At 63.5% G+C, this 13,972-nt stretch carries 14 protein-coding genes; 8 read left to right on the plus strand and 6 right to left on the minus strand.

The features are described 5' to 3' along the window. Positions 1-88: 88 nt before the first annotated feature. Both VIM61_10790 and VIM61_10795 read right to left on the minus strand, forming a co-directional pair. Positions 89-277: a hypothetical protein gene (locus VIM61_10790; protein HEY8900886.1), complete on the minus strand. Its 189-nt coding sequence runs from the start codon at positions 275-277 to the stop codon at positions 89-91. An 83-nt stretch (positions 278-360) separates the two neighbouring features. Further along, positions 361-1,029, minus strand: a complete 669-nt coding sequence (locus tag VIM61_10795; GenBank protein ID HEY8900887.1) for a DUF502 domain-containing protein — start codon at positions 1,027-1,029, stop codon at positions 361-363. A gap of 109 nt (positions 1,030-1,138) precedes the next feature. Between VIM61_10795 and VIM61_10800 the strand changes: the two genes are divergently transcribed. Then, positions 1,139-2,914 carry an ABC transporter ATP-binding protein gene (locus VIM61_10800; GenBank protein ID HEY8900888.1) on the plus strand — a complete coding sequence of 592 codons (1,776 nt, stop codon included), beginning with the start codon at positions 1,139-1,141 and terminating at the stop codon, positions 2,912-2,914. A 32-nt stretch (positions 2,915-2,946) separates the two neighbouring features. On the opposite strand, the gene VIM61_10805 is transcribed toward VIM61_10800, so the two are convergent. Then, positions 2,947-3,624, minus strand: coding sequence for a DedA family protein (locus tag VIM61_10805; GenBank protein ID HEY8900889.1), 678 nt, complete (start codon positions 3,622-3,624; stop codon positions 2,947-2,949). Between the two features lie 83 nt (positions 3,625-3,707). Then, a complete protein-coding gene (gene serA / locus VIM61_10810; GenBank protein HEY8900890.1) occupies positions 3,708-5,315 on the minus strand; it encodes a phosphoglycerate dehydrogenase in 1,608 nt (535 codons plus the stop codon). 91 nt (positions 5,316-5,406) lie between these two features. Between serA and VIM61_10815 the strand changes: the two genes are divergently transcribed. The 4 genes from VIM61_10815 (at position 5,407) to VIM61_10830 (ending at position 8,575) form a co-directional block, all read left to right on the plus strand. Next, positions 5,407-5,613: a hypothetical protein gene (locus VIM61_10815; GenBank protein HEY8900891.1), complete on the plus strand. Its 207-nt coding sequence runs from the start codon at positions 5,407-5,409 to the stop codon at positions 5,611-5,613. Between the two features lie 71 nt (positions 5,614-5,684). Beyond that, entirely contained in the window at positions 5,685-5,960 is a 276-nt protein-coding gene (locus tag VIM61_10820) for a hypothetical protein (GenBank protein HEY8900892.1), read from the plus strand. 24 nt (positions 5,961-5,984) lie between these two features. Further along, on the plus strand, positions 5,985-6,926 hold the full coding sequence (gene ppk2, locus VIM61_10825; GenBank protein ID HEY8900893.1) for a polyphosphate kinase 2: 942 nt from the start codon (positions 5,985-5,987) through the stop codon (positions 6,924-6,926). Between the two features lie 167 nt (positions 6,927-7,093). Further along, positions 7,094-8,575: an aldehyde dehydrogenase family protein gene (locus VIM61_10830; protein ID HEY8900894.1), complete on the plus strand. Its 1,482-nt coding sequence runs from the start codon at positions 7,094-7,096 to the stop codon at positions 8,573-8,575. On the opposite strand, the gene VIM61_10835 is transcribed toward VIM61_10830, so the two are convergent. Beyond that, positions 8,559-10,004, minus strand: a complete 1,446-nt coding sequence (locus VIM61_10835) for a hypothetical protein (GenBank protein ID HEY8900895.1) — start codon at positions 10,002-10,004, stop codon at positions 8,559-8,561. The genes VIM61_10830 and VIM61_10835 overlap by 17 nt on opposite strands. Before the next feature lie 178 nt (positions 10,005-10,182). Here VIM61_10835 and VIM61_10840 point away from each other — a divergent pair, with 178 nt between their 5' ends. From VIM61_10840 to VIM61_10850, 3 genes are all read left to right on the plus strand, one after another. Next, on the plus strand, positions 10,183-11,208 hold the full coding sequence (locus VIM61_10840; protein ID HEY8900896.1) for an ABC transporter ATP-binding protein: 1,026 nt from the start codon (positions 10,183-10,185) through the stop codon (positions 11,206-11,208). Positions 11,209-11,439: 231 nt separating this feature from the next. Further along, positions 11,440-12,285 carry a hypothetical protein gene (locus VIM61_10845; GenBank protein HEY8900897.1) on the plus strand — a complete coding sequence of 282 codons (846 nt, stop codon included), beginning with the start codon at positions 11,440-11,442 and terminating at the stop codon, positions 12,283-12,285. A gap of 165 nt (positions 12,286-12,450) precedes the next feature. Beyond that, positions 12,451-13,488, plus strand: coding sequence for a DUF4126 domain-containing protein (locus VIM61_10850; GenBank protein ID HEY8900898.1), 1,038 nt, complete (start codon positions 12,451-12,453; stop codon positions 13,486-13,488). 19 nt (positions 13,489-13,507) lie between these two features. Here the strand turns inward: VIM61_10850 and glmM are convergent. Then, positions 13,508-13,972 (minus strand): phosphoglucosamine mutase (gene glmM / locus VIM61_10855; GenBank protein ID HEY8900899.1); only part of this gene is annotated, 465 nt, incomplete at its 5' end.

A 13,972-nucleotide genomic window follows, 5' to 3' on the forward strand; every position in this document is an offset into this window, starting at 1 on the left:
GTTCTAGCCAACCGCTCGCCGAAACGCAAAGAGCGGCGTCCGAAATAAATCGGCGCCGCTCTTTGGATAAGGTGGTGGGAAAGGGGATTTAGAAGCCGGGGGCAAGCTTGAGTTGCTTGCGCTGGCCATGGTCGCAGACGGCGACTCGGCCGCTGGCAATCAGGTCGGCAACGGCGGCGACGGTTTCCTTGCTGTCTTTGGCGCAGGAGCTGACGACGGCGACGAGCTGGCCGAGGGAAAGGTGGCGACTGTTGATCTTGCGGTAAGGATTTTTCATCTTCGTGAACCTCTATTCTTGGTTACGCAAATGAGACGTCCCGTGGATCAATCTCGTTCAAAAATACCCGTTGGGTTTTTCCCCTAGGCGGAGGTGGGTGATTCCACCGACGAGCCGGATGGCGGCACGACGAGGCCGCCGGAAACGATGAGCTTGGTCGCCTCTTCGAATGTCAGAGAGCACTCGATGATGCGCTCCGCCGGCACGGCTACGACAAAGCCGGCGAGGGGATTCGGCGCCATGGGCAGGAAGACGAGCGTGTATTGGCGCTGGAGACGCGGTTCGAGGTATTCGCCGGTGACGAAGCCGACCAGGAGCGAGCCTTCGCTGGGATATTCGAGATAGACGACGCGTTTCGTGCGGGCGCCGGAGCCCATTACGCGGAACGAATCGAGCAACTGCTTCACCGCACCGTAGAGCGGGGCGATGAGTGGCAGACGCATGAGCACGGCCTCGGTGCGGCTGATGATGCGCTGGCCCATCATATGCGCGGCCATGAAGCCTACTGCCAGGAGGAGGAGCAGGGTCGTGAGGAAATTCAGGAAGGTCTGGTCCTTCACGCCGAGGGTTTCCCAGATCGGTGCGCTGATTTTCCCGATGAATCCGTAGCCGAGCCACAGCACCCACAGCGTGACGATGAGCGGAACCGCAATGACGATTCCTGTGAGCAGGCGGCTCCATAGCAGTCGGAAAATGTTCCCGGCCATCGTGGTGGCCGTGAGCGGCGCGTGAGCCTCGGGATCGATTTTCATGGGAAACGAGAAGGGAGCAGAATCGCTCCGGGCCGGCAATCGGGAAGTCGGCGCGCGCGTCCGCAACTCGATCTACCTTTTTGAAGACGGATCGGCTATTTCCTGCGGGATGTCCGTTTACTCGCGCACTTTGCGCTATTTCCGGCCCTTCGTCGGGCCGACGATCTGGGCCACGCTCGCGATGTTCCTCGCCATTGGGCTGAACCTTCTCTCCCCCTGGCCCCTGAAATACATCATCGACGGGGTGCTTTTGAAGGACAGCACTCCGGCGCGCGCGCAGATCACCGCGTGGTTCGGCTCGGCGCCGCCCGCGCAGATCATCTTCTGGCTCTGCCTTTCGGTGGTGGTCATCAAGCTGCTCTGGGGCCTGCTGAACCTCGCATCGAACTACCTCTTCATCCGCGTCGGGCTGCAGGCGATGCTGAAGTTGCGCACGGACATCTACGCCTGCATGCAGGCGCTGCCGTTGCGGTTCCACGACGCCCGCCGGAGCGCGGACTCCTCGTATCGCGTCGCCTACGATTCGCAGTCGATCCAGACGATCTACAACAAGGGTTTTGCCACCATCCTGCAGGCGCTCGTCACGCTGCTCGGCGTGATGGCTATCATGCTCGCGAAAAACTGGCAGCTCACGCTCGCGTCCATGGCGGTGATGCCGTTCGTCTATCTGGCGATTCGGCACTACGCGGACCGCATTCGCCGGCAGTCCACCGCCATCCACGAGAGCGAGAGCGACGTGCTCGCGGTGGCGCAGGAGGGGCTGAGTTCCATCAAGGTCGTGCACGCCTTCGGCCGGGAGAAATTCGAGGTGCGCCAGTTCCTGAATCGCGCCGGCCGCAGCCTGGAGGCGAACCTGCGTTTCAACATCACGTCGGTCGTGAGCGCTCTGGTGATTGGCACGCTCATGGCCGTGGGCACGGCGGTGATGTATTACATCGCCTCAAGAGAGGTGCTGACCGGCCGGCTCGCGGTGGGCGACCTGTGGCTGTTTTCCGCCTACCTGCTGATGCTCTACCAGCCGATCGAGCAGCTCTGTTACACCGCGTGGTCGCTCGAGGGCGCCGCCGCGGGGATGATCCGCTGCTTCGAGGTGCTCGATCGGGAACCGGAGACGCGCGACGAGCCCGGTGCGCAACCCCTGCCGGCGGTGAAGGGCGCGATCGAGTATCGCGGCATCGCCTTCGGCTACACGCCGGAGCGTCCCATCCTGAAAAACATCAATCTGACGATCTTGCCGGGCGAGACGGTGGCGTTCGTCGGCGGCACGGGCGCGGGCAAGAGCACGCTGCTCAGCCTGTTGCTGCGTTTCTACGATCCCAGCGCCGGGCAGGTCTTTGTCGATGACTGCGACATCCATCACGTCACGAAGCGGTCCCTGCGCGCGCAGATCGGCATGGTGCTGCAGGACACGCTGCTGTTTTCCACCACGGTGCGGGAGAACATCGCCTACGGCCGGCCCGGCGCGACCGAGGCCGAGATCACCGAGGCGGCGAAAAAGGCGCAGGCCCACGACTTTATCATGCAAATGCCCGACGGTTACGATTCCCTCGTGGGCGAACGCGGCGGGCACCTCAGCGTCGGGCAGCGGCAGCGCATCGGCATCGCGCGGGCCTTTCTCAAAGACGCGCCGATCCTCGTGCTCGACGAGCCGACCTCCGCCCTCGATCCCACGACGGAGGCGGCCATCATGGCCATCATCGAGGACCTCATGCGCGGCCGCACCACGCTCATCGTCACGCACCGCATCGCGACCGTGCACCAGCTCGGCAAGGTGGCCGTCCTCAAGAACGGCGAGATCGCGGAATTCGGCCCCGGCCCGGAGCTTCTGCGCGCCGGCGGCGTGTATGCGGAACTCTACCGCGCCGGCCAATACGACAACGCGTAAAGGGTTGCCGCGCGAAGACGCCGCCGGCCCGGTTACGGAAGGCCGATGTTTTTTTCCGCGGCCTTGCGGGAGTCTAGCCGGGCTTTCACGATTTCCCAGATGATCGGGAGCACGGAGACGACGATGATGCCGAGAATCACGATCTTCATGTTCTTCTGCACGATCTCGAGGCCGCCGAAGATGTAGCCGGCCCCGATGAAGAGGCCGACCCAGAGGACGGCGCCGGCGACGTTATAGAGGGCGAATTTCGGGTAGCTCATCGTGCCGACGCCGGCCACGAAGGGGGCGAAGGTGCGCACGATGGGCACGAAGCGCGCGAGGATGATGGCGCGGCCACCGTATTTTTCGTAGAAGGCGTGCGCCTTCATGAGATGGGCCTTCTTGAAGAAGCGGCTGTCCTCGAAATGGAACACGCGGGGGCCGATCCATTTGCCGATGGCGTAGTTCAGGGCGTCGCCGACGACGGCGGCCACGAGCAGGAGCGGCGCGATGTATTCGAGCCGCAGGTTCATCTCCGGCCGGGCCGCGAGGGCGCCGACGGCGAAGAGCAGCGAGTCGCCCGGCAGGAACGGCGTCACGACAAGACCGGTCTCGCAGAAGATGATCGCGAAGAGCAGCGCGTAGATCCAGAGGCCGTAGTTCTGGATGAACCACACGAGGTGGTTCTCCGCGTGCAGGATGAAGTCGATCGCTTGCTTGAGCAGGTCCATGGCGGGTGGGATGGAACCACCAAGTCACCGAGACACCAAGAATTAATCCTGGCCTCGGCGTCTCCGGGCGGTCGTGGCGGCCTTTACAGCCGGATCACGCGGGCTGCGTAGATGTCGGGCTCCGCGAGGAGACGGTCGAGCGTGGCCTGGTCGGGAGCGCTGTCGACGTTCAGGATCGTGAGGGCCTTGCCGCCCGCCGCGTCGCGGCTGAGGGACATGCTGGCGATGTTCACGTTCTGTTCACCGAGGAGCGTGCCGAGGTGGCCGACGATGCCGGGACGGTCCTTGTTCTCGAGGAGAAGGACGACGCCGCTGGGGGTGACTTCCACCGGCTGGCTTTTCACGCGGACGATGCGCGGCTCGTTCTTGGCGCCGAAGAAGGTGCCGCCGAGCGAGACCTTGCTGTCGCCGCTCCAGACGGCAACGTGCAGCCATTCGTTGAAGTCGGTCTGCTCGCTGGATTTCACCTCCTCGACCTCGAGGCCGAGGGTCTGGGCCATGCTGCGGACGTTCACGCTGTTCACCTCGTCGCCGCCGGCGTGGGTGAGGAAGCCGGTGAGGATCGCGCGGGTGATCGCGTCGGTGGGCAGCTCGACAGCCTTGCCGCCGTAGGTGATGACGATGCGGTCGTTGCGATTCGGCGCGAGCTGGGCGGCGAATTTGCCGAGCTTGTCGCCGAGCGTGAGGTAGGGCTTCACGATCGCGAAGGTCTTCGCGTCGATGCTGGGCATGTTCACCGCATTGCGGATTTCGCCGTCGAGGAGCGCGGCGCGAATGGCCTGGGCGATCTCGATGCCGACGTTTTCCTGCGCCTCCGCCGTGCTGGCGCCGAGGTGCGGGGTAAAAACGATATTCGGGGCGTTGCGGAGCGGGAAGTCCTCCGGAGGGGGCTCGACCTCGTAAACGTCGAGGGCGGCGCCGCCGACATGGCCGGACTCCAGCGCGTCCTTGAGCGCGGCTTCGTCGACGAGGCCGCCGCGGGCGCAGTTCACGATGCGGACGCCCTTCTTGCAGAGGGCGAGCCGGCGTGCGTCGAGCATGTGCTTCGTCTCGGGCGTGAACGGCATGTGCATCGTGATGAAGTCGCACTGCGGCACGAGCTGGTCGAGATCGTCGATGAGCTCGACCTGAAGCGTGCGGGCGCGGCTGGCGGAGAGGTAGGGATCGTAGGCGACGACGCGCATGCCGAAGGCAATGGCGCGGCGGGCGACTTCGGTGCCGATGCGGCCCATGCCGAGAATGCCGAGCGTCTTGTTGTAAAGCTCGACGCCCTCGAATTTTTTGCGGTCCCACTTGCCGGCCTTCATGCTGGCGTCGGCCTGCGGGATGGCGCGGGCGAGCGAGACCATGAGCGAGAAGGCAAGCTCGGCGGTGGAGATCGTGTTCCCGCCGGGCGTGTTCATGACGATGACGCCATTCTTCGTGGCGGCGTCGACCTTCACGTTGTCCACGCCGACGCCGGCCCGGCCGACGACTTTGAGATTCTTCGCGGCGTCGAGCACGGCGGCGGTGACCTTCGTCTGGGAACGGACGACGAGGGCGGAAAATTCGGGAATGATTTTGAGGAGCTCGGCTTCGGGCGCGCCTTTGCCGCCGGGGAACACGGTGACGTCGAGCAGGCCGCCAGCGGCGAGTTCATCGACGCAGCTTTGGGAGACGGGGTCTGCGACCAGGACCTTTGGGGTTTGCATAGGGAGGTGAGAGCGTAGGTGGCGAAGTTCCCGGTGTCAAAGCCATCGCGGCGCGTTGACGCAGCCGGTGCGGGCTGCGACACTTTCGGGCATGGCTGAAGGTCAAGGTTCCACGGGAAATGTCATTGCAGCGCTGGCGAGTTTCTTCATCCCGGGGCTGGGGCAGCTCATTCAGGGGCGGCTTCTCCCGGCCTTGCTCTTCTTCGTGGCCGCCGCGGCGCTGTGGGTGATTCTCATGGGATGGATCATCCATCTTTGGGCGATCATCGACGCGGCGCTCTGGAAGCCGAAGGGCTGATGACCTCTTGTGACGAGCCTTTCACGCGAAAGCGCTTGTCAATCCCATGACCCGGGGCCGACGGTGGCGGAATGACGACTCCCGACATCTTTCGCGACGACGAATCCGGCGATATGGACGTGTTTGTGCCCCCGGCGCTGACCGGCGCTCTGATCGAGTTCCTGCGCGGAAAGGTTCCCTTCTTCGGGGTGACCATCGAATCGGCCTTTGACGACGAGGAGGAAGTCGATACTCGCGAGGAAGGCGACGAGGAGGACACGGAGCCGGTCGACGCCTTCAGCTTCCCGAGCGAGGTGGACGAGGACGAACTCGCGGCGCTCCTCGACGAGTTTTTCTCCGCCCGGTAACGCAGTTCGCACCACGCTCCGCTCATGAGTGATCCCGCCGCCCCTGCCTCGTCCAGCCCCGAGCGGGCGCTGTTCGATCGCATCTATCGCGAGATGGTGGACAGCTTCGACGAGGAGCTGGAGCTGGAACTCGAGGACGGCGAACTGTCGCCGGACCAGCGACCCCACACCGGCGACGAAGAGGCCGCGCAACGGGCTTTTCGCAGCCGGTATTTCCGGGAGCTGTTCCGCCTGCAGGGCGAGCTCGTCAAGATGCAGGAATGGGTGGTCGCCACGGGGCACAAGCTCGTCATTCTTTTCGAAGGGCGCGACGCCGCAGGCAAGGGCGGCTCGATCAAGCGCATCACCCAGCGGCTGAATCCCCGCGTGTGCCGCGTCGCCGCGCTGCCCGCGCCGAATAACCGCGAACGCACCCAGTGGTATTTCCAGCGCTACGTCGCGCACCTGCCCGCCGCCGGCGAGATCGTCTGCTTCGATCGCAGCTGGTATAATCGCGCCGGCGTCGAGCGCGTGATGGGCTTCTGCACCGAGGAGGAATACCAGGAGTTCTTCCGCAGCGTGCCGGAGTTCGAGAAAATGCTCATCCGCTCGGGCATTCAGCTCGTGAAATACTGGTTCTCGATCACCGACGACGAACAGGAGTTCCGATTCGAGTGCCGGGTGAACGATCCGCTCAAGCAGTGGAAACTCTCGCCGATGGACCTCGAAAGCCGCCGCCGCTGGGAGGAATACACCGTCGTGAAGGAGATCATGTTCGAGCGCACGCACATCCCCGAGGCGCCGTGGTGGATCGTTCACGGCGTCGACAAGAAGCGTGCGCGGCTGAACTGCATCCATCACTTGCTCGGCCAGGTGCCTTACAGGCCGGTCGAGCACGCTCCAATCGTGCTGCCCGAGCGTGAGCATCATCCCGACTATCGTCGGAAGCCGAATCCGCCCGAGATGCTCGTGCCGGAAGTTTATTGACGCCTGTCGGCGTGCAAGGGGATTGCGCCCATCGATGATCGGCCCGTTCTTCCGCGCCCGTCACCACCGCGTGATTCCGAAATCCCTGCGGGGAACAGCGATGGGTGTCGATAGTTTGTTCCGCCGAGGCTGGTGTGGCCCGCGATCGGCGCTAGATTGAGGAAGTCATGAAACCGCTTCTCAACTACATCGGCGGCAAATTCATCCCCGCACGGGAAGGCTGCTCGCGCGAATTCCTAAATCCGGCCGACAATTCGTTGCTCGGCCTTGCAACCGAATCCGACGCCGCCGACGCGGAGGCCGCCATCGATGCGGCCCGGGCGGCTTTTGATGACGGGCCCTGGCCGTGGACGCCCGCTCCGGAGCGCGCGGCGAAACTTTTCAAGCTCGCCGACCTCATCGATGCGAATGCCGAGGAGTTCTCCCGCCGGGACACGTTGAATAATGGCAAGCCTCGCCGCGAGGCGCGGTTCGACGCGGCCGACGCGGCGGCGTGTTTCCGCTACTATGCGGGCCTGGCGACGAAGCCGCACGGCGAGACCTACGAGCTTGGCGATCCGAACATCGTCTCGATGTCGGTGCGCGAGCCCGTCGGCGTTTGCGGGCAGATCATTCCGTGGAATTACCCGCTGCTGATGGCCGCGTGGAAACTGGCGCCCGGCCTCGCGGCAGGAAATTGCTGCATCCTGAAGCCGTCGGAACTCACGCCGTGGAGCGCGCAGTTGCTGTTCGAGCTCCTCGACGAGGTCGGGTTTCCTCCCGGCGCGGTGCAGCTTCTTTATGGAGCGGGCGATCCGACCGGGGCCGCGCTCGCGGCGAGCGATCGCGTCGACAAGATCGCGTTCACCGGGGGCACGGCCACGGGGCGGCGGATCATGCAGGCTGCGACGGGAAATTTGAAGCGCGTGACGCTCGAGCTGGGCGGGAAGTCGCCGATCCTGATGTTTGCGGACACGGATCCCGACGTGGCGCTGGAATACGCGATGTTTGGCATTTTCGCCGGGCAGGGCGAGGTGTGCAACGCGGGTTCACGCCTGTTTCTCGAGCGAAGCATGCTGGATGAATTTCTGCCCCGGCTGGTGGCGGCGACGGAGCGCATCGTGGTCGGGGCGGGTTCCGACGAAGCGACGGAGATGGGCCCGCTCATCTCGAAGGCTCACCAGCAAAAGGTGCTCGGCTACATCGAGAGTGGCCGGGACGCTGGCGCACAACTCCTGACCGGTGGCGGCGCCTGCGAAGATGACGCCCGGGCGGCTGGGAATTTCGTGCAACCGACGATCTTCATGAATGTTCCGCCCGATGCGAAAATCTGGCGCGAGGAAATTTTTGGGCCGGTGCTTTGCATCGACACGTTCGAGAGCGAGGAGGAAGCCGTTCGCAAGGCCAACGATACGCCCTACGGCCTCGCCGGCGCGGTTTTCACGAAGGACGGAGCTCGCGCCCAGCGGGTGATTCGTCGTCTCCGCGCGGGAGTGACGTGGATCAATACCTTCCACTTCACGTTCAACGAAGCGCCGTGGGGCGGTTACAAACAGAGCGGCTTCGGGCGCGAACTCGGGCCGCACGGCTACGACGCCTACACCGAGATCAAGCAGATCACGACGCACCTCGCGCCGGGGCCGCTGGGCTGGTTCAAGGGGCTGGCCTGAGCGAGGTCCACACCCAGTCGTCGGCGGTGGAGGGGCCGAGCAGCGCGTTCCCATTATCGCCCCGGCCGCCGTCGTCCCGGGCGTTCCAGCCCTTTCCGTAGAGCACGTAGCTTCCCGACTCCGCGGGCCGATAGATATAGCGGCCGCCTCCGACCACGTCGCGCGGGACGGCATCGATCCATTGGGGAGAAAGTGCGTCGAGGCTGGCGGGAATCCGGCCCTCGGCGCGGCGCTGTCGTTCGATCGCGCAGGCGAGCCGGGCGAAATCGAGCCGGGCCTGTGCATACGCGGCGGATCGGGCCGCATTTGCGAACGTTGGCAGCACGAGCACGGTGATCGGCGTCCGGAAAAACTCCATCGGGCTGCGGCGCACCGCGCTGAGGCGGGCGTTCCACTCCGCGAGAGCCCATGGCCGGACAAAGCCATTGTGGATGACTCCGCCGACCCAGTCCTGCGCAAAGCTGGCGTAGCTCGCGCGGTCTCGCGCTTCCCAGCCCGAGGGACGCAGCAGCCAGATCACGCGGCACAGGGCGGTGGTGAACCACTCGGCGGCGGGCGAGCGGAAGTCGATGATCGTGAAGATGGCGGCGGCCCGCGTTTTCAAGGCCTCCGGCGCTGTCAGGAACAGGGCGCGCTCGCCGCGCACGCCGTCGCGAAAATCCGCCAGCGGGTGAAATTGTCCGAGGGCCGCCTCGATGGCCGCAAGGTCTTCGTCGGACCAGGCGCCCTGCGCGAGACCGTCACCGACGATCTGAATGGCGTAGCCGAGCATGAGCTGCCCGGCGTAGCAGCCGGCCAGGGATGGCGGCTGGTTCGACCGGCGGGCGAGCTGCGTGATGAGGTGGAAGTCGGCGAGAGCGCTGGCGGATTGGCGGCCCGCCACGGCGGCAATGGCGCGGGCGGCGAGCACCTCGGACGTGCGCTTGAGCGGCGAGAGGATTGGTGCGGGAGTCGTGATATCGGTGGTGCGGGCGGGCCAGGCATTGCCCGGCCGTGCGGCGGCGAGTCGCACGGCGTCCAGCAGAGGCTCGAAGGGTGCGATACCGGTCAGCACGACCTGCGCGGCCGCCGTGGCGTCGCCGTTGAAGTCGGGCTGGAAACGCCGGGCCAGGGCGATGAGAGCGAGTTGATCGCCGGGGGAGGCCAATTTTGTAGGTGGCAGCTGCAACCCGGAGAGGCTGGCGCGCCGGGGATTGGAGAACGTGAAGATTTCCCGGAAGACGGGTGCGGCGGCCATGTTCTGCGCGTCGGGGAGGGGATCGGGCCGGAACGCGTCGAGCGAAAGCGGCTCTCCCGCCGCCTGCAGGGTGGCTTCCACCCGGCGCCACGCCGCTCCGCCCGTCCAGTTTTCGTAACCGTAGAAAATCCCAACCACGAGCGTCGGCAGGGCCAGTGCCGCGAGCAAAAGGACGAGCAGGGCACGCTTCATGGCTTGGGAACCGTTGGCGCCGGCACGCGGCGCTCACTTTCCACGAGCATAACGCGTTCTGGCCGCGATTCGACCGATATAAATTCCTGTGGTGAGTTATTTGCCGGGGCGGTAAGGTCGCCCTCCGATGAGCGCAATGGTCGAACTGCGGGGAATCCATAAACGGTTTGGAGATTTCGTGGCCCTGCAGAACGTCGACTTCGAGATTCGCGAAGGTGAGTTCATGACGTTTCTGGGGCCCTCGGGTTGTGGCAAGACCACCTGCCTGCGATTGATCAGCGGCTTTGACTCGCCGACATCCGGCCAGGTCTTCATTGGCGGAAAAGACGTTACGCACGATCCGCCCTACCGCCGCGACGTGAACCAGGTGTTCCAGAGCTACGCCCTCTTTCCGCATCTTACGATCTACGAGAATATCGCCTTTGGGTTGCGCATGAAGGGGGTGGGCGCTGCCGAGGTCAAACAGCGCGTCGACCGGGTGGTGGAAATGACTTCGCTCGGGGATTTCGTGCAACGCCGGCCCGCGCAGATGTCCGGCGGCCAGCGGCAACGCGTGGCTCTGGCTCGCGCCATTGTCTGCGAACCGAAAGTCCTGCTGCTCGATGAGCCCCTCTCCGCGCTCGATGCCAAGTTGCGTGCCCAGATGCGCCTGGAGCTCAAGCAGCTCCAGAAGCGTCTCGGGATCACCTTCGTGTTCGTCACTCACGACCAGGAGGAGGCGCTCACCATGAGCGACCGCATCGCGGTGATCAACCGCGGCCAGGTCGAGCAGATCGGAACCGTGGCGGATATCTATTACGAGCCCGCCACCCGCTTCGTCGCCAGCTTCATCGGCGAGACGAACATCGTCAGCGCCCGGGTGCTCAGTCGGGAGGAAGGCTTCATCCTCTGTGAGATGGAAGGCGGCCTCCACGTGAAGGTCCGCGCGAATCCCCGCGTGACCGATGACGAAGTGCTGCTTTCACTCCGTCCGGAAAAAATCCGCGTCTTTCGCCAGCTCGCGACCGGCGAGAATACTTTCCCGGCCCGAGTGTCGTTGGAAATCTTCAAGGGCGCCGTGGACGAACTCACCCTGAATTGCGGGAATGGCCTCGAACTCGGCGCGATTCTCGCGAACGACGGCAATACCGAGTTCGAATGCCACGAGGGCGAAGAGGTCTATTTCCGCATCCAGCCCGGCGACATCAGTGTCATCGCCGCCTAGTCGTTTTTTGAAAACGAAATGCGGAAATCTGAACACTCCCTGACATCCTTCGTTCGATTTTGTTCAAAAAAAGATTCGAATTTTGTTTGACGCTCTGAGGGGCAGGCAGTTAAACGCCTTGGCATGCTCCGTGCTTGTTGAGAGGGAGCAATCATGCCTAACCATGATTGATTCGGGATCAGCCCTGCTGGGCCCGGGTCTTTCAACAAAAACAAAGAACCAAACAACCCTATGAAACTAGCTACAAAGTTTGCTGCAGTCCTTGGCACGGCGGCTCTGCTCTCCAGCAGCGCGCTCTTCGCTGGCGACGGCAAGTCCTTCAAAGAAGTCAAGGAAGTCGTGACGGAACCCGTCAAGTGGTGGAGCGCTTCGCTCAGCACTGGTTGGGACAGCCTTTACATGTTCCGCGGCGTGAATGTCATTCCGGGCTTCGAGGGCTACGGCTCCAGCCTTTACTGGACCCAGCTCAGCGTGACCTTCAACCTCACCGAGAATGACTTCCTCACCCTCGCCGGCTGGACCGCTTTTGGTCTCTCCGAGACGAGCTACAAGGAATTCGACGGTATTGCGAGCTACACCCACACCTTCGGGAATCTCTCCTTCAAGTTGGGTTACACCTACTACCACATCCTGAGCGCGACCTACGGTCTCTACTCGCATGAGTTGAACACCGGTCTCTCTTACGCAATCGAGCTCGGGCCGGTGACCATCACCCCTGGCATCAACTACTTCTTCAACGTCGGCCCGAACATCGGCGACCGCGGTTTTGTCGAGCAGTGCGCCAGCTACCTCGAAGCCCGCGTGGATGCTTCCGCTCCGATCTACAAGGACATCGTTTCGATCGCTCCTTACGTCTCGTTCGGAACGAGCTTCCGCTACAACTTCACGACGCACGACGATCCTCCGTCCCCGTTCGTTGGCACGAACAACATCCAGACGGGTGTTTCCCTGCCGATCGCGGTTTCGAAGAACATCACGATCTCTCCTTACGCCGCTTACAGCTACCAGTGGTATGGTCTGGTCGGCACCACGCCCAGCACCTTCTGGGGTGGCGGTTCGGTGACCTTCTCGTTCTAATCCGACGAGTTTAGGATCTTAACCTTCGAAAAGCCCTTCCGCTCGCGCGGAAGGGCTTTTCTCTTTTCAGCGATTCCTCGCTGAGAATTGTGCGAGAGTCGCGGGATTCGGAGGGTGAATATTCCCGCGTGACAACCGTTCGAGAGAACGGATATTCGCAAAAACATGGAAACTCTGGAGCTGCTCGGCGTTGCGCTCGGGCTCGCCACTCTGGCGGGCATCAATCTCTATCTCACGGTCTTCGTGAGCGGCCTGGCCATTCAGCAGGGCTGGATCACGCTGCACCCCCAATACGAACAACTGGCGGTGCTCGGTGATCCCATTATCGTCGCCGTGGCCGGCACGCTCTTCGTGCTCGAGTTCTTCGCCGACAAGATTCCCTGGGTGGATTCTCTCTGGGACTCTGTTCATACGATCATTCGACCGATTGGCGGAGCGATGCTTGCCATCACCGTTCTTGGTAACTCGCATCCGGTTTACGATGTCGTGGTCGGCTTGCTGGCGGGCGGGATGGCCCTCACGACGCATGGCGCGAAGGCCGGCACCCGGCTTCTGGTCAATGCCTCGCCCGAACCCTTTTCCAACATCGGCCTGAGCCTGGCGGAGGACGTCACCGTCCTGGGGGGATTGGCGCTCGTTTACAAATACCCCGTGACGGCGTTGGTCGTGGCCGTCGTGGCGGTTGGGCTGACGATCTGGATCGCGCCTCGTCTCTTTCGGAGCGGACGCTCAATGTTTTGGTTCGCGTGGCGACGAATTCGTCACGTCACAGGTGACAATCCCTCGGCAGTCACGCCGGAATTGCCTGCGGATTTGGAGATCACGCTGGCACAGTCCCGCGGCGAGGAGTTCGAGCTGTTGTGGGCGGCTCCCTGCGTGACCGGCCGCGTTGAAAGCCTGAAACCGAACACCTTTGGCTGGTTGCTGCTGACTTCTGGGCCGGAGGGAGGACTCGACTTCGCCCGCAACGCCGGTCGCCAACCCCAGATTCACCCTGTTCGACTCGAAAGCCGCAAGGCCATGCACCGGAGGGGATGGGTTTGTGACCGCGTGATCGTTTACGGTGTGGCCGAGGGCGGCAAGGAGGTCTTCCAGTTCGATCGCTCCCGCCGCGAGGCCGCCGCGGAGCTGGCGCGGAAAATCAACGCGCGCTCCGTGGCTTCGAAGCAGCCTGCGGCGGAACAAGCGCCCGTCGCCGCCTGAATCAGGAGAGTTTTTCTGATCAGATCCCGATCTGGGCGGTCAGCGAGTCGGCGATGCGATCGGCGTGGGTGTTGATGACGTCCTCGTCGCGCCCTTCGATCAGCAGTCGAATCTTTGGCTCGGTGCCGGAGTAACGCAGGAGCACGCGTCCCTTTCCTGCGAGTGCTTCTTCCGCCCCGGCAATCAGGCCTGGAATGTCGCGCAGCGAGGTGATCGGCGGCTTTTCCTTCACCTTGAGGTTGCGCTGTGCCTGCGGATACTTGCGCAGGCAGCGTTTCAATTCGCTCAGCGGCTTGCCGGTTTCCACCATGATCTGGAGGATCTGCAGCGCGCTCACGATGCCGTCTCCGGTCGTGGAAAATTCACGGAAAATCATGTGGCCACTCTGTTCGCCGCCGATGGAGTAGTCGCCACGGAGCATTTCCTCGATGACGTGGCGGTCGCCCACGTTTGTGCGAATCACGCGGCCGCCCTGGGCCTCGAG

The sequence above is a fragment of the Chthoniobacterales bacterium genome (assembly GCA_036569045.1).
Taxonomy (GTDB): Bacteria; Verrucomicrobiota; Verrucomicrobiia; order Chthoniobacterales; family JAATET01; genus JAATET01.